Source organism: Streptomyces sp. NPDC059567 (assembly GCF_042735655.1).
Classification (GTDB): Bacteria; Actinomycetota; Actinomycetes; order Streptomycetales; family Streptomycetaceae; genus Streptomyces.
Genome location: NZ_JBHWBS010000069.1, coordinates 1 through 17212, shown reverse-complemented (window position 1 = coordinate 17212; position 17212 = coordinate 1). Strand labels below are relative to the sequence as shown.

Below are 17212 nucleotides of genomic sequence, written 5' to 3'. Positions count from 1 at the left end.
GACTCGTGGCGGGGGAGAGCGCGTGACGTCAAGGCCCGGAGCGATACACGCCTCACGTCCCCAGCGCCGCGTCCGGCGCAGTCCCCTGCTCTACACGGCGCCGATCGTGCTGCTCGTGCTGCTCACCGCCGTCCTCGGCTGGGAGATCGTGCGCGCCAACATGACCGAGGAGGCCAGGACCGACTGGCCCTGGCGGCTGCAGCTCCTGGACATGGAGCCGCTGGGCAGCCTGCTCGCGGTCGCGGCGGCTGCGGTTCTGGGGCGGGCGCAGTACGCCCGTACCGTACGGCCCTACCTCGGGCTCCGGGCCGACTGGGCGAGCGGGAACCTGCGCGGCGGCGCGGACGAGTGGCGGGTCGGACTGCTCAACGGAGGGCAGCACACCGCCGTGATCGAGCGGTACGAGTGCGGGGTCGTCCTTCCCGGGGAGTCCGTGCCCCGGTCGTGGACCGATGTCGCCGGCGCGGTGGACCTGCTGACCGCGGCAGGACTGACCGTCAAGGAGGACTTCCAGGTCGTCTCCTTCGGCCGGTTCCCGCTGGTGGGCACCGGAAGCTACGACACCCTGACGGTCGCCTCCTTCTCGCGGCGCTTCGTCGGCGAGGTCGACGCCTTCTACATCCGGGTGCGGGTCGTCGACACGGTGGGCGACAGCCATGAGCGGATCATGAACTGCCTCGAGGGCGCCCGGGCGAGCGGCTACGCGCCGCCGTCCTCCTGAGCCCGCAGCCACTCCAGGACACGGGGGAGCGCGTACTGCGCCGCGAAGTGACCTGCGCCCGGCTCCAGGACGAGCGTGGATCCGGCGATCCGCCCGGCCAGCCAGCGGGTGTGGGAGGGCGGCGAGAACGCGTCGTCGAGGCCGTGCCAGAGCAGGACCGGTGCGGTCACGTCGGAGACCTCGAAGCCCCATGGGCGGGTGAAGGCCAGGCAGTCGTCGGTCCAGCCGTGGTGCGAGGAACCGAGCGCCTCGCGGTAGCCGCGCAGCAGCGTGGCGCGCACGGCGGGATCGGAGACGACCGGCAGGTCGTGCTCGGACAGCTCCGCCCGCAGATCCTCGATGAGACCCTCCGGATCCTTCCGGACGGCCGCGGCCCGCGCCGCGAGGTCCTCGTCGAGCAGCTCGGGCGACTCGGCGGCCAGGCCGTACTCGCGGACGTTGAACGGTGTCATGCCGGCGAACCAGTCCAGACCCGCCGCGTCCCGGGGCGCGATGCCCACCAGCGCCGCGGCCGCCCGGACGCGGCCGGGCAGCAGGGCGGCGCAGGCGAGCGCATGCGGGGCGCCGCCGGAGCGTCCGACCACGGCGAAGCGCTCGATCCCCAGCGCGTCGGCGACGGTCGCGGCGTCCCGGGCCGCGTCGGAGACCCGCCGGCCGGGGAGCCGGTCCGAGCCGCCGTACCCGGGGCGGTCGTAGGCGAAGAACCGCACGTCGGGATGGTGAACCGTGAGGTCGGGCAGCGCCGTGCCCAGCCGACTGCCCGGCGTGCCGTGCAGGAGCAGTACGGGGTTGCCCGAGGGGTTGCCCCATTCCTCGGCCATCAGCAGGCGGCCGTCGTCGGTGCGCACATGCTTGCCCATGGCCTCGCAGCGTACCGCCGGGCCGGCCGCCCGTACCTCGTCTCAGAGGGTCCGGGCGAACTCCAGCCGGTCGGCGAAGTTCACGTATCCGGCCCGCTTGAAGGCCCTCGCCATCGCCACGTTGGCGGCGTCGCAGTCCCCGCGGATCTCGGTGGCGCCCGCGGCGGCGAGGACGCGGGTGCCCCGGATCACCACCGAGGTCGCGTACCCCTTGCCGCGGTGGGCCGGTGCGACGCCGACGAAGCCGATCACCGGAACGCTGGGGTTCTCGGCGGGCAGGCTGATCACGGCGACGGTGCCGTCCGCGTCGTAACCGAGCTCCCACCACTCGGGCTCGTGCTTCAGCTCGGCCGTCTCCTCGAAGAGCAGCTCCGCCGCGCGCCGGGCGCCGTGCTGCCGTACGTCCGCCGCGAGCCGGGCGTCCGCCGTGTCCGCGAGCAGCTCCGCCAGGACGGCGACGAAGGGCTCGGGGCCGAGCTCGGCGAGCGAGCGGAAGGTCAGACGGGGATCGTCGGCGGGCAGGTCACCGGATTCACCGGGGTTCCGGAGGCTGAACCGGCGCCCGTCGCGGACCGCTTCGTAGCCCGCCGTCCGCAGCAGCTCGCCCCGGCGCTCCGGGTTCCGCTGGAACTGCGGGGCCTGGGCGGGGGAGTCGACGACATGCTCCAGCTCCGTCGCGCCCAGCTCCCTCGCCGTCGCGGCCGCCGCGTCGAGCAGCGCGGCCGCGGTCTCCGGCGAGTCCGCGGGAGCCTCGAACAGCACGACGGCGAGCGGGACTTCGTGTCCCGGTATGGTCCACAGCACCACGCTGCCGGTGAGCCGCCCGTCGCCGTCCTCGGCCACCAGACACCACTCGGGCCGGGTGCAGGCGCTGTCGAGGAGCTGGGTGAGGTACGCACGGGTGGCGGCGTTGCGCTCGGCGTCACCGGAGTGTTCGACCAGGGCGGGGAGTTCGTCGGGACGGGCGGGACGGACGATCGTCACAGAGAGAGCCTTGTCGGTTCGGGGGTGGTGTGCCTCGCGAACCTAGCCGCCGAGTGGCCGACGGACCAAGGGATTTCGCGGTCGGGTCGCCCGCGGGCTCCTTCGGCTCACGCGGTGGCCGCGCCGGGCTCCTCGGCCGCGGGCTCCGGTGCCGGCTTTCGCTTCAGTGAGGACATCACCAGCGTGATCGAGCTGCCGACGACCGCCCAGGCGGAGAGCACCAGCAGCGAGCCGGTGACGTCGTTGCCCTTGAAGTACGCGATCGAACGCGCCACCCAGGTCCCGGCGCCCGGAGGCAGGGCGGGGCCGATCGCGTTCCAGAACGGTGGCAGCATCGGCAGCGGGAAGGCGCCGCCGGCGCTCGGGTTGCCCGCGACCACGATCAGCAGGATCGCGAGACCGATGCCGACGATGCCGAAGACCGACTGCAGGGCCAGGGTCGCCGCGCCCACCGCGAAGACGACGAGGGCGCCCAGGCCCCACAGCGCCGCGACGCTGCCCGGCAGGGCGCCGAGGATCGGACCCACGATGACCGCGCCGCCGAGGCCGCCGAGGATCGCGTAGACCGCGAGCACCCCGAGCCGGATGATCGCGCGCTCGGGGTTGGCGGGTCGCGCGCCCGAGCTGATGGCGAGGATCGCGGCACAGATGTATCCGCCGACGCACCAGCCGACGACGAGGTAGAACGCCGAGAGGCCGTCGAAGTCCTGGGGGGAGGCGGGGGCCACGTCGACGGTCCTGACGGTGCGCTGGTTGGCGGCCTCGAGCCTGGTGAAGAGCGTGTCCAGGGCGGAGGAGAGCACGCTGCCGCCGCCGGAGGCGACGAGCAGGGTGTCGGTGGTCCGGGCCGGGTGCACCAGCAGGGCGCCGTCGATCTCCCGGTTCAGGATCTGCTTCCGGGCCTCGGCCTCGTCCGTGACCGTCCGGGGGGCCAGCGGATCGCCGGGGAGCCTCTCCAGCTGCCCGACGAGCTGGGCGGAGACCTGTGGGGGTGCGACCACACCGAAGGGCACGTCCCTCGGCTTCGGGTTGTGCAGCGCTCCGACGTACGAGGTGATGAACAGCAGCTGGAGGGCGAACACGCCGATGACGAGCAGGGCTGCGCGCGGGGTGACGGCACTCTTCAGTTCAGCGGCGAGACTCATGCCCCCACGCTCCGGGGCGGGTGGTGTTTGCGCAGGTGGGATGGGGCCGAACGGATGATGCGCGCGGCGTATCGTACGCACGTTCGAAATGGGTTAGGGTGAGGAAGAGGGGGTGGGAACGTACGTACGAATCGATGTGGGAGGTGCACATGCCGGGGTTCGCGCATCTGCACACCGCATCGGGTTTCTCCCTGCGCTACGGCGCCTCGCACCCCGAGCGGCTGGCCCTGCGCGCCGCCGAGCGGGGCATGGACGCCCTGGCCCTCACCGACCGGGACACGGTCGCGGGCGTGGTCCGCTTCGCGAAGGCCTGCGCGGAGGCGGGGGTGCGCCCTCTCTTCGGCGTGGACCTCGCGGTCGCGGATCCGATGCCGGCGCCGGCCGGGCGAGGGCAGGGGCGGGGTGGCGACGGTGGCGGTGGTGCGCGCGTGTACGCCGTGAACGGGTTCGGTCCGGGGGTGGCCGGGGCCGGCGGCTCGGGTGCGCGCGCCGTCAACGGCTCCGGCACGGCGGGGCACGCGGCCGACGGGTCCGCCCCGTCCGCTTCCGGGGCGGGAGCGGTCGGCCGGGCCGTGGCCGGTGCCGGCGGAGCGCCCGCCCGGGGCTCCGGCGCGGCCGGGTGGCCGGTGCGGGAGGCCGGGACCTCCGCGCGGCGGGTGCCCGTGCGGGGCGGCGCCTTCGTCGACGAGTCCGCGTCCCGCGTCGTCCTCCTCGCCCGATCCGCGGCCGGCTGGGCCGCGCTCTGCCGGATGATCACCGCCGCCCACGCGGAGGGCGAGCAGTCTCGGCTGCCCTGGGACGCCAACCACGGCGACGACCTGACCGTGCTGCTCGGCCCCGCGTCCGACGTCGGCCGGGCCCTCGCCGCCGGCCGCCCCGACCGGGCCGCCCGGCTCCTCGTCCCCTGGCGTGAGCGGTACGGCGACGCCCTGCGCCTGGAGGCCGTCCACCACGGCCGCTCCGGCACCGGGCCCGGTTCGCTCCGGCTCGCCGCCCGCACCGTCGGCTTCGCCGCCGAGCAGGGCGTCCGCCCGGTCCTCACCAACGCCGTCCGGTACGCGGACTCCGGTCAGGGACCCGTCGCCGACGTCCTCGACTCCGCCCGCCGCCTCGTCCCCATCGACCCCCGCAAGGAGCTCGACAGCGGCGAGGCATGGCTCAAGGACGCCGGCGACATGCTGGCCACCGCCGAGCGGATCGTCGAGGCGGCCGGCTTTCGCAGGGACACCGCGCACCGGCTGCTCGACCAGACCATGGCGGTCGCCGACGGCTGTGTGGTCGACCCCCAGGACGACCTCGGCATGGGCTCCGCCCACTTCCCCGAGCCGTACCTCGTCGGCGCCGCGCACCGCACCGCCCAGCGCGTGCTGGCCTCCCGGGCCTCCGCCGGCATGGTGCTGCGGGGGTACGACCGCGGTCCCGGCCGGCGCGTGTACTGGGACCGGATGCACCGCGAGCTCGACATCATCGCCCACCACGGCTTCGCCACCTACTTCCTGACGGTCGCTCAGGTCGTCGACGACGTGAAGGGCATGGGGATCAGGGTCGCCGCGCGCGGCTCCGGCGCCGGCTCGCTCGTCAACCACCTCCTCGGCATCGCCCACGCCGACCCGGTCGAGCACGGGCTCCTCATGGAGCGCTTCCTCTCCAAGAACCGCACCGCACTGCCCGACATCGACATCGACGTGGAGTCCGCCCGCCGCCTGGAGGTCTACCGCGCGATCATGGACCGCTTCGGCACCGAGCGGGTCGCCACCGTCGCCATGCCGGAGACCTACCGGGTCCGCCACGCGGTACGGGACGTGGGCGCCGCGCTCTCCATGGATCCGGCCGAGATCGACCGGATCGCCAAGGCGTTCCCGCACATCCGGGCCCGGGACGCGCTCGCCGCCCTCGACGAACTGCCCGAGCTGCGCGAACTCGCGGGCGAGAAGCAGACGTACGGCAAGCTCTGGGAGCTGGTCGAGGCCCTCGACGCGCTGCCGCGCGGGATCGCCATGCACCCGTGCGGGGTGCTGCTCTCGGACGCCTCGCTGCTCACCCGTACCCCCGTCGTGCCCACCAGCGGCGAGGGATTTCCCATGGCCCAGTTCGACAAGGAGGACGTGGAGGACCTCGGGCTGCTCAAGCTCGACGTCCTCGGGGTGCGGATGCAGTCCGCGATGGCCCATGCCGTCGCGGAGGTGGAGCGGGCCACGGGCGAGCGGCCGGACATCGACGACCCGGCGCAGGTGCCGGCCGGCGACCCCGCGACGTACCGGCTCATCCAGTCCACCGAGACCCTCGGCTGCTTCCAGATCGAGTCGCCCGGCCAGCGCGACCTGGTCGGCCGGCTCCAGCCGGCCACCTTCCACGACCTCGTCGTCGACATCTCGCTCTTCCGGCCGGGGCCGGTCGCCGCCGACATGGTCCGCCCGTTCATCGAGGCCCGGCACGGCCGGGCCCCCGTCCGCTATCCGCACCCGGACCTGGAGGCGGCGCTGAAAGAGACGTACGGGGTCGTCGTCTTCCACGAGCAGATCATCGAGATCGTGCGGATCATGACCGGCTGCGGCCGGGGCGAGGCCGACCAGGTCCGGCGCGGGCTCTCGCATCCCGAGTCGCAGGGCCGGATCAAGATCTGGTTCGCCCAGCGGGCCGAGAAGCGGGGGTACGACTACGAGGTCATCGCCCGCACCTGGGAGATCGTGGAGGCCTTCGGCTCGTACGGCTTCTGCAAGGCGCACGCGGTCGCCTTCGCCGTCCCCACCTACCAGTCGGCCTGGCTCAAGGCGCACCACCCGGCGGCCTTCTACGCCGGGCTGCTCACCCATGACCCGGGGATGTACCCGAAGCGGCTGCTGCTCGCGGACGCGCGGCGGCGCGGGGTGCCGGTGCTGCCGCTGGATGTGAACCGGTCGGCGGTCGCCCATCGAATCGAACTGGTGTCCGGTCCGCCGGAGCGGTGGGGCCTGCGGCTCGCCCTCGCCGACGTCCACGGCATCAGCGAGGCGGAGAGCGCGCGGATCGAGGCCGGCCAGCCCTACGCCTCGCTGCTCGACTTCTGGGAGCGGGCCCGCCCGCGCAAGCCGGTCGCCGAACGGCTGGCACAGGTCGGCGCGTTGGACGCCTTCGGCGCCAACCGCCGTGATCTGCTCCTGCACTTGACCGAACTCCACCGCACCCAGCGCGGAGCCGCCTCCTACGGCGGTCAGCTCCCGCTCGCCCAGGGCCGGAAGACCGCCCCCATCGGCCTGCCCGACCTCGACGAGTCGGAGCGGCTCAGCGCCGAGCTGGGCGTCCTCGGCATGGACGCCTCGCGCCACCTCATGGGCGACCACCACGCCTTCCTGCGCGAACTCGGCGTGGTCTCCGCCAAGCGGCTGCGCGAGGCCCCGCACGGGCAGACCGTCCTGGTCGCGGGCGCCAAGGCGGCCACCCAGACCCCGCCGATCCGCTCCGGCAAGCGGGTCATCTTCACCACGCTCGACGACGGCACGGGCCTGGTCGACCTCGCCTTCTTCGACGACTCCCACGAGGCCTGCGCGCACACCGTCTTCCACTCCTGGCTGCTCCTCGTCCGGGGCGTGGTGCAGCGGCGCGGCCCGCGCAGCCTCAGCGTGGTCGGGTCCGCGGCCTGGAACCTCGCCGAGCTGGTGGAGCTGCGGGCCACCGGCGGGCTGGACGCGGTGGGCGCACGGCTCGCGGAGCCCACGCCGACGCCCACCGGAAACGGCGACGGCGGCCGCCGGATCACGATGGAGACCGGTTACGAGATGAACGCCTGGGCGGACCTGAAGCCGGCCGGCGAAGGCGCGGCGACACCGGCCAGGAAGCTGTGGCACCAGAGTCCGGGGAGCGCGGGATGATCCTCTGTGTACGGTTCCGGCTCGAAGACCTCGGAGAGGCGATGCTTCCCCGACTGGTCGGGCTGCTCGCCGAGTTCACCCCGGTCGTCGAGGCCGCCCCGCCCGACACCCTGCTCGCCGACGTGCGCGGCGCGCTGCGCTACTTCGGCTGGAGCCCGGTCGAGCTGGCCTCGGTGGTACGGGTCAGGGCGCTCGCCCTGTACGGGGTCGACTGCGTCATCGGGGCCGGGCCGAACCCGATGCTGGCCCGGATGGCGGCGCGCGAGGCACGCCCCGGCGTCACCCTGGTCGTCGAGGACCCGGCCGCCTTCCTGCGGGAACGCCCGGTCGTCGCGCTCGACGGGGTCGGCCGTGCCACCGCCCGTACCCTCTGCGCGTACGGACTCGACTCCATCGGCCGGGTCGCGGACGCGCCGCTCGCCGTGCTCCAGCGGCTCGTCGGCGCGAAAGCCGGCCGCGAGCTGGCGGAGCGGGCCCGGGGGCTCGACCGCAGCGCCGTCGTACCGAACGCGCTCTCCCGCTCGATGGCGGCCGAACAGACCTTCTCCCAGGACGAGTTGGACCACTCGACGCATCGCAGGGCGCTGCTCGCGCTCGCCGGGGAGCTGGGTGCCCGGATGCGCAAGGAGAAGCAGGTGTGCCGCTCCCTCACGGTGACCGTGCGGTACGCGGACCGGTCCACCACCACCCGCACCCGTACGCTGCCCGAGCCGACCGCCCACTCGGCGGCGCTCACCGCGCTCGCGTACGCGATCCACGGTTCGTTCGGGCTGCAGCGGGCCCGGGTACGGGGGATCGCGCTGCGTGCGGAGGGGCTCGCGCCCGCGGAGGGGGCCGCGCATCAGCTGACCTTCGACCCCGCGGACGAGAAGGCCCGCCGGATCGAGGCGGTGGCGGACCGGGCGCGGGCGAAGTTCGGCCCGGGGGCGATCGTTCCGGGCTCGCTGGCGGCCTGACGTGCACTCGTACGGCCTGCTACTACTCCTTATTGACGAGAAGTCACTTTTTACCGACGCGTAACTTCCCAGTCGAGGCTACTCGTGCGTAGCTTGGCTAGAAGCAGAGCATCCCCACTTGTGGTCCGGACCGCAGGGCTCGCTGCCATCGTTCGTCACAGATTTCCCTTGAGCCGCAAGGAGATCGCACGATGCTGCCCTGGAAACACGCGCTCAGAACCCTCTCGGTCCTGCTGCTGACCGCCGCCGCCACCCTCGCCCCCACCGCATCGGCCCAGGCCGCACCCGCCCCGAGCCGAGGCTGGAACGACTTCTCCTGCAAGCCCTCCGCCGCACACCCGCGTCCGGTCGTCCTCGTCCACGGCACCTTCGGCAACTCCGTGGACAACTGGCTGGTCCTCGCGCCCTACCTGGTCAACCGCGGATACTGCGTCTTCTCGCTCGACTACGGCCAGCTGCCGAACGTGCCGTTCTTCCACGGACTTGGCCCGATCGAGAAGTCGGCCGAGCAGCTCGACGTATACGTCGACAAGGTGCTCGCCGCCACCGGTGCCGCCGAGGCCGACCTCGTCGGTCACTCGCAGGGCGGCATGATGCCCCGCCACTACATCAAATTCCTCGGCGGGGCCGAGAAGGTCAACGCGCTCGTCGGGATCGCCCCCGACAACCACGGCACGACCCTCCTCGGCCTCACCAAGCTGCTGCCGTACTTCCCCGGTGTCGAGGACTTCATCACCGCGAACACCCCGGGCCTCGCCGACCAGATGGCGGGATCCCCGTTCATCACCCGGCTCAACGAGGGCGGGGACACGGTCCCCGGCGTCACGTACACGGTCATCGCGACCAAGTACGACGAGGTCGTCACCCCGTACCGCTCGGGGTTCCTCGACGGTCCGAACGTCACCAACGTCGTCATCCAGGACAAGTGCGCGCTGGACCTCTCGGAGCACGTGGCGATCGGGACGCTGGACCGGATCACGTTCCACGAGGTGACGAACGCTCTCGACCCGGCCCGCGCGACCCCGACCACCTGCGCGTCCGTGATCGGCTGACCCTACGGCGTCAGCGGCTGTGCCGGCCCGCGGGGACCGCCTTGCGGCGGACGGCCGCGAACAGCAGCGACGCACCGAGCGCCAGGACGGCGGCGCCGCCGACCGCGATGTACGGGGTCGCGGCGTCGCCCCCGGTCTCGGCGAGGCTCTCGCCCGGACCGGAACCGGCGGCGGCGGGCTCGTTGGGCGCGACCGGCTCCGAGGACGCGGGCGCCGTCGTGGCGGCCGGTGCGGCCGCCGTGGCCTCCGCCCCGGTCTCGGCCTTGTCGTCACCGTGCCCGCCGTGCTCCACGGACGACTTGTCCTCCCCGTCCTTGATCTCCTCGTCGGTCGGCGCGGACGCCGTCGGCGCCGGGGCGCCGCCCGCGTCGCCGTTGTCCTTCCCGAACACGACGTCGGAGCAGGTGTAGAACGCCTCGGGGGAGTCGGAGCGCTGCCAGATCGAGTAGATCAGGTGGCGGCCGGACTTGTTCGGCACGGTGCCGTCGAAGACGTAGTCGCCGTTCTCCATCCGCGGGTCGGTGACCGTCGCGAACGGCTTCGCCTCCAGGTCCGACCACGTCAGCGGCTTCGAGGGGTCGTAGCCGTCCTTGGTGACGTACAGCTCGAAGGAACCCCTGTGCGGTGCGGTCCCCTTGTAACGGAAGGTGTGCTTGCCGGAGGCGAGCGTGCTGGCCGGCCAGTCGCCGCGGGCCAGGTCGAGCCCCCGGTACTTGTCGTTGCCGGCGCTGCACAGCTTGCCGTCCGGGATCAGCTCGCGGTGCTTCCCGGCGGCGTTGGCGATGTTCACCGCGTTCCAGTCGTAGAACGCCTGCGTCCCACTGGCCGCGACGGCCGCCTTGCACGCCGCCGACTTCGGGCTCTCCGGCCCCTCGGCGTAACAGGCCGAGACCCGGCTCACCGGATCGGTCATCGACCCGTGCGCGGAGGCCGGCGCGGCAGCCAGCCCGGCGAGCGCGAGCGGCGCGACACCGAGGGCGAGAACGGTGGCGGCCGTACGGCGGCGAGAGGTCATGGGGGGACAGCTCCTTCACGAGGGTGGTGTGGGGGTTGCCCAGAAAACTAGCCGCCACGGAGGCGGAAAAGGCCGGTGGAGAGGGGAAGATGACGATCCTTAGGACGCCTTTAAGGCGGAGGTAAGAGGGCGCTGAGGAAGGACCCGGCGCCGCGCCCCGAGGGCTGGTGGGACCAGCCCCTTCCCGTCCGGGAGCGTCCGCCGGGGGCCGGGTGGGCTGGCGTTCGCTTCGAACGTGGCGTCCTGGTTGTCACGCTCTGAAATGATCACAGCGTGACAACCGACACCCGCGGACGATCTGACATGCCGCCACGTGAAGTCCGCGTTCCCACTCCCGACGGCGGTCGACTGTGGGCCGAGCGCAACGGCACCGGAAGCCCGGTCGTGCTGCTGCACGGCGCCGGGATGGACTCCCGTCTGTGGGACGCCATCGTTCCCGAGTTGGCCCGCCATCACGACGTGATCCGCTACGACGCCCGCGGACTGGGACGCTCCACGCCTCCGGGCGAGCCGTTCAGCGACGTCGAGGATCTGCGCGCCGTCCTTGACCACTTCGGCCTTCGTCGAGCCGCGCTGGTCGGGTTGAGCATGGGCGGGGAGACCGCGCTGGACTTCGCCCTCGCCCACCCGGAGCGCGTCACCGCACTGGCCCTGGTCGGTGCCTCGGTCAGCGGTCATGTCTGGCCGCGAAGCCCCGAGTTGTCGGCCTATGACACGGCCCGGCGCGAGCGTGAGACGGCCACCCTGGCCGAGCTGGAACTGACGATCTGGGCAGCCATGGGCCGTACGGCTCCCGGAGGAGAGCTCATCGAGACGATGGTCGCCTCGAACGCCGAGCGGCGCGTCGTGAGCGAACGGCACTGCGTCGTCCCCCCGAGCCGCGACGCCGAACCACACCTCGCGGACATCGCAGCGCCGACGCTGGTCGTCCACGGCGACCACGACCACCCAGAGATCGCGGTAATCGCCGAACGACTGGTCACCGACATCCCCGGCGCCCGCGGCGAGACGATCCCGGACGCCGACCACTACCTGCCACTCCGTACGCCCGGACGTCTCACCAAGCTACTGCTGTCACACCTGCCCTGACACGCGGGCTCTCGGTATGCGCGGTCGTGGTGTCAGCCGCCGATGTCATCGCCGGATGGCGGTCCTGACTCGCTCCGGTCCGCTTCCTCGTCGCCACCCATGGCATCGAGCAAACCGTCCCGAAGGTCCCGGGCGGGCGATACAGTGCGCGCCGTGGACATACCCGACTGGTTCGTCTGGATCGCTCTCGGTCTGGCCGTCTTGCAGGCCCTCGCCCTCGTTCCCATCATCCGCCGGCTGCGCGGACCCGACTCCGCGGTGCGCTCCAAGGCGCGTCTCGAGCTGCTGGAGAGCGTCGGCAATCTGCTGCTCTTCGGCGGCATGCTGCTGAGTCTCCTGGTGGCGGACTCCTGGTTCTGGGTCGCCCTCACCGGCTTCGCGCTCATGGCCGCCGTCTACGCCGTGAAGGGCGTTCACCTGCTCCGCGCCCGCCGCCGCCCCACGGCCTGATCGGTGTCGCGCTGTTCGTCGGCGTCGGATGCACAGGCGGGTGGCCCGCCCCGGCCGCCCGCCGCGGGACCGACCGATCCGAAGGAAACGGCCTAGCCCAGCCGTCGGTAGCGGCGCTCCGGGCGGCCCGTCCCCCCGTACCGGAGTGTGATCTCCGCGCGGCCCGTTTCCGCGAAGTACTCCAGGTAGCGGCGGGCGCTGACCCGGGAGAGGGAGCCCGCCTCCGCGCATTCCGTCGCCGACAGGCCCTCCGGGTGGGCGCGCAGGATGCCGTCCACCAGTTCCGCGGTGTGCGCGGCGAGGCCCTTCGGGAGTTCGCGCGAGCCCCGCGGGCGGGTGCCGAAGATCTGGTCCACGTCCTCCTGGCGCGCCTCGTCCAGCGTGTCCAGGCGCGTGCGCAGCGAGGCCACGTGACGCAGCTGCTCCTGCAGGGCGGCCTGGTTGAACGGCTTGATCAGATAGTGCAGCGCCCCCGCCCGCAGCGCCGAACGGATCATGGCGGCGTCCCGGGCCGCCGTGATGAACAGGGCGTCGACCGCGAGACCCGCCCCGCGCAGCTCGCGCAGGACCGAGATGCCGTCCATGTCGGGCAGGAAGATGTCGAGCAGCACCAGATCCGGGCGCAGCCGGTCGGCCAGGCGCAGCGCCTCCGCGCCGCTGTGCGCGACCCCGACGACGGAGAAACCGTCCACGGCCGACACATAACGGCTGTGCAGCTTCGCGACCATGAAGTCGTCGTCCACCACCAGCACCTTTGTCACCCCGACACGCTAGGTCGCGACCACAAGGACCACAACGTCCGTTGATTGCGGAAGAGAGACAGCTTCTTAACGCGCAGGCAACATGTGGGCCACTTCACATCCCTTCTCGAGAGGCGGCACACGTGCGTCTGCACACCCCCCTCGCCCTGCTCGGGGCCGCGCTGCTGGTGTTGGTGGGGCCGCCCCTGCTCTCCACCGGCGGCGGCTCCGACACCGGCACCCAGATACCGGGCCTGCGGTTCATGGTTCCCAACACGCCCGGCGGCGGATACGACATCACCGCCCGCACCGCGGCCAAGAACGCCGAGGACGCCGGTCTCACCACCGACATCGAGGTCTTCAACCTGCCCGGCGCCGGCGGCACCGTCGGCCTGACCCGGCTCGTCGGCGAGCACGGCAACGGCCGGCTCGCCATGTCCATGGGCCTCGGCGTCGTCGGAGCGGTCCACACCAACAAGACCCCGAAGACCCTCGCCGACACCACCCCGATCGCCCGGCTCACCATGGAGCAGGACATCGTCGTGGTCGGCAAGAACTCCCCGTACAAGACCATCCAGGACCTGCTCGCCGCCTGGAAGAAGGACCCCGGCAAGCTGCCCGTCGGCGGCGGCTCCTCGCCCGGCGGACCCGACCACCTCGCCCCCATGCTGATGGCCCAGGCCGCCGGCATCGCGCCGAAGAGCGTCAACTACGTCCCCTTCGACGGCGGCGGCGAGCTCCTCGCCTCCATCCTCGGCAACAAGGTCGCCTTCGGCGTCTCGGGCGTCGGCGAGTACCTCGACCAGATCGAGTCCGGCGAACTGCGGCTCCTCGCCGTCACCGGCGCCGAGCGGATCCCCGGCCTGGACGCCCCCACCCTGCGCGAGGCCGGACTCGACACCGAGTTCATCAACTGGCGGGGGATCGTCGCCCCGCCCGGCCTCTCCGACGCCGAGCGCGACAAGCTCGTCGGCCTGGTCAAGAAGCTGCACGACTCCCCGCAATGGCGCCAGTCGCTGAAGAAGAACAACTGGAACGACGCCTTCCTGACCGGTGACGAGTTCGGCACCTTCCTCACCGAACAGGACCAGCGGGTCGGCTCGGTACTGAAGGAGCTCGGACTGTGACGAACACAGCGACGACCAAGGAGACGACGAAAGAGACGAGCACGGAGAGGAAGTCCTGGCCGCGCGAGCACTCCGAGCTCGGCGTCAGCCTCCTCCTCCTCGTCATCGGCGTCCTCGTCCTCACCGACGCCCTCACCATGAACGTCGACATCGCCCAGCGCGGCCCCGTCGGCCCCAAGACCGTCCCGGTCCTCGTCGGCGCCGGCCTGCTCGTCGTCGCCGTCCTCCTCGCGATCGACGTCCTGCGCGGCGGCCGCGGCGAGTCCGAGGGCGGCGAGGACATCGACCTCTCCGAGCCCGGCGACTGGCGCACAGTCCTCCTCCTCGCCGGGGTCTTCCTCGCCTTCGCCGTCCTCATCGGACCCGTCGGCTTCCCCGTCTCCGGAGCCCTGCTCTTCTGGGGCGCGGCCTACGCGCTCGGCAGCCGCCACCTCCACCGCGACCCGCTGATCGCCGCCGGACTCTCCCTGCTCACCTACGTCGTCTTCGACAACCTGCTCGGAGTTCCGCTGCCCGGCGGCCCGCTGATGGGAGTGCTCTGACCCATGGACTCACTGAACTCCCTGATCGACGGATTCGGCACCGCCCTCACCCCGATCAACCTGCTCTGGGCCGCCATCGGCGTGCTCCTCGGCACCGCCATCGGCGTTCTGCCCGGCATCGGCCCCGCCATGGCGGTCGCCCTGCTGCTGCCGGTGACGTACGGACTCGAACCGACCGGCGCCTTCATCATGTTCGCCGGCATCTACTACGGAGCCATGTTCGGCGGCTCCACCACCTCGATCCTGCTCAACACGCCCGGCGAGAGCGCGGCCGTCGTCGCCGCCATGGAGGGCAACCCCATGGCCAAGGCGGGCCGCGGCGCACAGGCGCTCGCGGCCGCCGCCATCGGCCACTTCGCCGGCGGCATGATCGGCACGCTCCTTCTCGTCGCGCTCGCCCCGACCGTCGCCGCGCTCGCCGTCGACATCGGCGCACCCGACTACTTCGCCATCATGGTCCTCGCGTTCATCGCGGTGACCTCGGTCCTCGGTTCCTCCCGCATCCGCGGGCTCGCCTCGCTCCTCGTCGGTCTCACCCTCGGCCTGGTCGGCCTCGACCAGATGACCGGCCAGCAGCGCCTCACCTTCGGCTCGCTCCAGCTGGCCGACGGCATCGACGTCGTGATCGTCGCGGTCGGCCTCTTCGCCATCGGCGAGGCCCTGTGGGTCGCCGCCCATCTGCGCCGCACAGCGGGGGAGGCCATCCCGGTCGGACGTCCGTGGCTCGGCAAGGACGATGTGCGGCGGACCTGGAAGTCCTGGCTGCGCGGCCCCGTCATCGGCTTCCCCTTCGGAGCCATCCCGGCCGGCGGCGCGGAGATCCCGACCTTCCTCTCGTACGTCACCGAGAAGCGGCTCTCCAAGCACAAGGACCAGTTCGGCAAGGGTGCCATCGAGGGCGTCGCGGGACCGGAGTCCGCCGCCTCCGCCTCCGCCGCCGGCACGCTCGTCTCCATGCTGACCCTGGGCCTGCCGACGACGGCCGTCGCAGCCGTCATGCTCGCCGCCTTCCAGCAGTACGGCATCCAGCCCGGCCCGCTGCTCTTCGAGCGCGAACCCGACCTGGTCTGGGGCCTCATCGCCTCGCTCTTCGTCGGCATGGTCCTGCTGCTCGCGCTCAACCTGCCGCTCGCGCCCGTCTGGGCCAAGCTGCTGCGCATCCCGCGCCCGTACCTCTACGCCGGCATCCTCTTCTTCGCCGCCGTCGGCGCGTACGCGGTGGGCGGCGAGGCGCTCGACCTGGTCCTCCTGCTGATCATCGGTCTGATCGGCTTCGGAATGCGGCGCTACGGACTGCCCGTGCTGCCCGCCGTCATCGGCGTCATCCTCGGCCCCGCCGCCGAACAGCAGCTGCGCCGCGCCCTGCAGATCAGCGACGGTTCGCTCACCGGGCTGGTCGACACGCCCTTCTCCGTGACCGTCTACGCCGTCATCGCGCTCCTGCTGGCCTGGCCGCTGCTGAAGAAGGTGATCATCCGCCGTCGTAACGTGTCGGCATGACACAGGACATCCGGCCCGCGGCGCCGAGCGACGTTCCGAGGGTGAAGACCGTGACCGACGCGGCCTACCACCACTACATCGAACGGATCGGCCTCGTGCCGGCCCCGATGGAGGCCGACCACTCGGCGGACGTCGCCGCGGGGAGGGTGTTCGTCGCCGGCGACCCGGTGGTCGGCCTCGTGGTCCTCAGGACCGAGGCCGACCACCTCTATCTCGACAACATCGCCGTCCACCCCGACGCCCAGGGCACCGGTCTCGGCCGCCGCCTGCTGGCCTTCGTGGAGTCCCGCGCCCGCGAACTCGGGCTCCCCGAGGTGCGGCTGCTCACCAACGCGATGATGTGGGAGAACCAGAAGATGTACGAGCGGCACGGCTACGAGGTCGTCGAACGGCGGCTGGACGGCCCGTACGACCGTATTCATTACCGCAAGCACCTCAACTCGCCCCCGATAGGGTGAGTTTCGGACAGCAGGCGGCTTGATCCGATATCCCTGGCGGGCGACACCACCCCCCACCCCGAAGGGACGTCCCCCGATGCGACTCCGCCTCGCCCTCGCCGTCGGCACCCTGCTGGTCGCCGCCTGCGCGTCCGCCGCCCACGCCGGCCCCGGCGACGAGCTCTCCGTCGACGGCCACGGCACCGTCGCCGCCGACGGCACGGTCACCGTCTCCGGCACCTACCGCTGTCTGGACGACAGCGCAGGCCCGGTCTTCGTCAGCAGCACGCTCGTCCAAGGGGAGCGCTCCGCCGGGATCGGCGGCACCCGGGCCGTCTGCGACGGCCTGGAGCGCACCTGGTCCAACACGGCCGTCGTGAAGGAGCCGGCCTACCGCGCCGGCTCCGCCCGGGTGAAGGCGACGCTGATGCAGCTCACCGCCACCGGCTCGCTGGGCCTTCCGCTGCCCGGCTTCCTCGCCGCGCAGGAGTCGGACGTCACCCTGCGCTGAGCAGGGCGACCAGGCCCTCCCTGCCACGGCCCTCGAGCTCGTCGAGGGCCGCGACCGCGCAGGCCGCCGCCTCCCGGGCGGCGGCGGGGGGGGCGCGGGGCGCCCGCCCCCCGCGCCCGCCCCCCCTCGGCGTGGCCGGTGTCGGCCTCCGAGACTATCCCGGTGTTGGCCCCGTCGACCGTCAGCGCGGACGGATTCGGCGCGAGGCCGTGGACGGCTCGGGCGGTCGCGGGGC

General features: G+C 72.4%; 16 protein-coding genes. 11 read left to right on the top strand and 5 right to left on the bottom strand.

What is annotated here, in order from left to right:
• Positions 1–22: 22 nt before the first annotated feature.
• Positions 23–721 (top strand): hypothetical protein, encoded by a 699-nt coding sequence (locus ACFVZW_RS25940; RefSeq protein WP_384525703.1) that lies wholly within the window; start codon positions 23–25, stop codon positions 719–721.
• Here the strand turns inward: ACFVZW_RS25940 and ACFVZW_RS25935 are convergent.
• The 3 genes from ACFVZW_RS25935 to ACFVZW_RS25925 form a co-directional block, all read right to left on the bottom strand.
• On the bottom strand, positions 700–1581 hold the full coding sequence (locus ACFVZW_RS25935) for an alpha/beta fold hydrolase (protein ID WP_384525700.1): 882 nt from the start codon (positions 1579–1581) through the stop codon (positions 700–702). The two genes, ACFVZW_RS25940 and ACFVZW_RS25935, sit on opposite strands and share 22 nt — an antisense overlap.
• Before the next feature lie 42 nt (positions 1582–1623).
• Positions 1624–2565, bottom strand: coding sequence for a GNAT family N-acetyltransferase (locus tag ACFVZW_RS25930; RefSeq protein WP_384525697.1), 942 nt, complete (start codon positions 2563–2565; stop codon positions 1624–1626).
• A 107-nt stretch (positions 2566–2672) separates the two neighbouring features.
• Positions 2673–3710: a DUF3533 domain-containing protein gene (locus ACFVZW_RS25925; RefSeq protein ID WP_384525694.1), complete on the bottom strand. Its 1038-nt coding sequence runs from the start codon at positions 3708–3710 to the stop codon at positions 2673–2675.
• A gap of 149 nt (positions 3711–3859) precedes the next feature.
• On the opposite strand from ACFVZW_RS25925, the gene ACFVZW_RS25920 reads away from it, so the two are divergent.
• The 3 genes from ACFVZW_RS25920 to ACFVZW_RS25910 all read left to right on the top strand — a co-directional run bounded on the left by ACFVZW_RS25920 (position 3860) and on the right by ACFVZW_RS25910 (position 9566).
• Positions 3860–7558 (top strand): DNA polymerase III subunit alpha, encoded by a 3699-nt coding sequence (locus ACFVZW_RS25920; RefSeq protein WP_384525692.1) that lies wholly within the window; start codon positions 3860–3862, stop codon positions 7556–7558.
• Positions 7555–8514: a hypothetical protein gene (locus ACFVZW_RS25915; RefSeq protein ID WP_384525689.1), complete on the top strand. Its 960-nt coding sequence runs from the start codon at positions 7555–7557 to the stop codon at positions 8512–8514. The genes ACFVZW_RS25920 and ACFVZW_RS25915 overlap by 4 nt, the downstream gene beginning before the upstream one ends.
• 191 nt (positions 8515–8705) lie before the next feature.
• Complete coding sequence (locus ACFVZW_RS25910; protein ID WP_384525686.1) at positions 8706–9566, top strand: esterase/lipase family protein; 861 nt, start codon at positions 8706–8708, stop codon at positions 9564–9566.
• Positions 9567–9576: 10 nt separating this feature from the next.
• On the opposite strand, the gene ACFVZW_RS25905 is transcribed toward ACFVZW_RS25910, so the two are convergent.
• A complete protein-coding gene (locus ACFVZW_RS25905; protein WP_384525684.1) occupies positions 9577–10581 on the bottom strand; it encodes a lytic polysaccharide monooxygenase in 1005 nt (334 codons plus the stop codon).
• A 303-nt stretch (positions 10582–10884) separates the two neighbouring features.
• Between ACFVZW_RS25905 and ACFVZW_RS25900 the strand changes: the two genes are divergently transcribed.
• Both ACFVZW_RS25900 and ACFVZW_RS25895 read left to right on the top strand, forming a co-directional pair.
• Complete coding sequence (locus tag ACFVZW_RS25900; RefSeq protein WP_384525681.1) at positions 10885–11670, top strand: alpha/beta fold hydrolase; 786 nt, start codon at positions 10885–10887, stop codon at positions 11668–11670.
• A 153-nt stretch (positions 11671–11823) separates the two neighbouring features.
• Positions 11824–12120 (top strand): hypothetical protein, encoded by a 297-nt coding sequence (locus ACFVZW_RS25895; protein WP_384525678.1) that lies wholly within the window; start codon positions 11824–11826, stop codon positions 12118–12120.
• Positions 12121–12212: 92 nt separating this feature from the next.
• On the opposite strand, the gene ACFVZW_RS25890 is transcribed toward ACFVZW_RS25895, so the two are convergent.
• Positions 12213–12881, bottom strand: a complete 669-nt coding sequence (locus ACFVZW_RS25890) for a response regulator (protein ID WP_384525675.1) — start codon at positions 12879–12881, stop codon at positions 12213–12215.
• A 122-nt stretch (positions 12882–13003) separates the two neighbouring features.
• On the opposite strand from ACFVZW_RS25890, the gene ACFVZW_RS25885 reads away from it, so the two are divergent.
• From ACFVZW_RS25885 to ACFVZW_RS25865, 5 genes are all read left to right on the top strand, one after another.
• Entirely contained in the window at positions 13004–13987 is a 984-nt protein-coding gene (locus ACFVZW_RS25885) for a Bug family tripartite tricarboxylate transporter substrate binding protein (protein WP_384525672.1), read from the top strand.
• Positions 13984–14529, top strand: coding sequence for a tripartite tricarboxylate transporter TctB family protein (locus tag ACFVZW_RS25880; RefSeq protein ID WP_384525669.1), 546 nt, complete (start codon positions 13984–13986; stop codon positions 14527–14529). The genes ACFVZW_RS25885 and ACFVZW_RS25880 overlap by 4 nt, the downstream gene beginning before the upstream one ends.
• Positions 14530–14532: 3 nt before the next feature.
• Positions 14533–16029, top strand: a complete 1497-nt coding sequence (locus ACFVZW_RS25875) for a tripartite tricarboxylate transporter permease (protein WP_384525666.1) — start codon at positions 14533–14535, stop codon at positions 16027–16029.
• A complete protein-coding gene (locus tag ACFVZW_RS25870; RefSeq protein WP_384525662.1) occupies positions 16026–16487 on the top strand; it encodes a GNAT family N-acetyltransferase in 462 nt (153 codons plus the stop codon). Before ACFVZW_RS25875 ends, ACFVZW_RS25870 begins: the two co-directional genes overlap by 4 nt.
• A gap of 76 nt (positions 16488–16563) precedes the next feature.
• Positions 16564–16977 (top strand): DUF6299 family protein, encoded by a 414-nt coding sequence (locus tag ACFVZW_RS25865; RefSeq protein ID WP_384525659.1) that lies wholly within the window; start codon positions 16564–16566, stop codon positions 16975–16977.
• Positions 16978–17212: the final 235 nt, after the last annotated feature.

Excerpts from the sequence above, each read along its gene's own strand:
- ACFVZW_RS25935 (WP_384525700.1), bottom strand. The coding sequence starts at position 1,581 with ATGGGCAAGCATGTGCGCACCGACGACGGCCGCCTGCTGATGGCCGAG.
- ACFVZW_RS25865 (WP_384525659.1), top strand. The coding sequence starts at position 16,564 with ATGCGACTCCGCCTCGCCCTCGCCGTCGGCACCCTGCTGGTCGCCGCC.
- ACFVZW_RS25900 (WP_384525681.1), top strand. The coding sequence starts at position 10,885 with ATGCCGCCACGTGAAGTCCGCGTTCCCACTCCCGACGGCGGTCGACTG.
- ACFVZW_RS25875 (WP_384525666.1), top strand. The coding sequence starts at position 14,533 with ATGGACTCACTGAACTCCCTGATCGACGGATTCGGCACCGCCCTCACC.
- ACFVZW_RS25920 (WP_384525692.1), top strand. The coding sequence starts at position 3,860 with ATGCCGGGGTTCGCGCATCTGCACACCGCATCGGGTTTCTCCCTGCGC.
- ACFVZW_RS25925 (WP_384525694.1), bottom strand. The coding sequence starts at position 3,710 with ATGAGTCTCGCCGCTGAACTGAAGAGTGCCGTCACCCCGCGCGCAGCC.
- ACFVZW_RS25915 (WP_384525689.1), top strand. The coding sequence starts at position 7,555 with ATGATCCTCTGTGTACGGTTCCGGCTCGAAGACCTCGGAGAGGCGATG.
- ACFVZW_RS25870 (WP_384525662.1), top strand. The coding sequence starts at position 16,026 with ATGACACAGGACATCCGGCCCGCGGCGCCGAGCGACGTTCCGAGGGTG.
- ACFVZW_RS25905 (WP_384525684.1), bottom strand. The coding sequence starts at position 10,581 with ATGACCTCTCGCCGCCGTACGGCCGCCACCGTTCTCGCCCTCGGTGTC.
- ACFVZW_RS25910 (WP_384525686.1), top strand. The coding sequence starts at position 8,706 with ATGCTGCCCTGGAAACACGCGCTCAGAACCCTCTCGGTCCTGCTGCTG.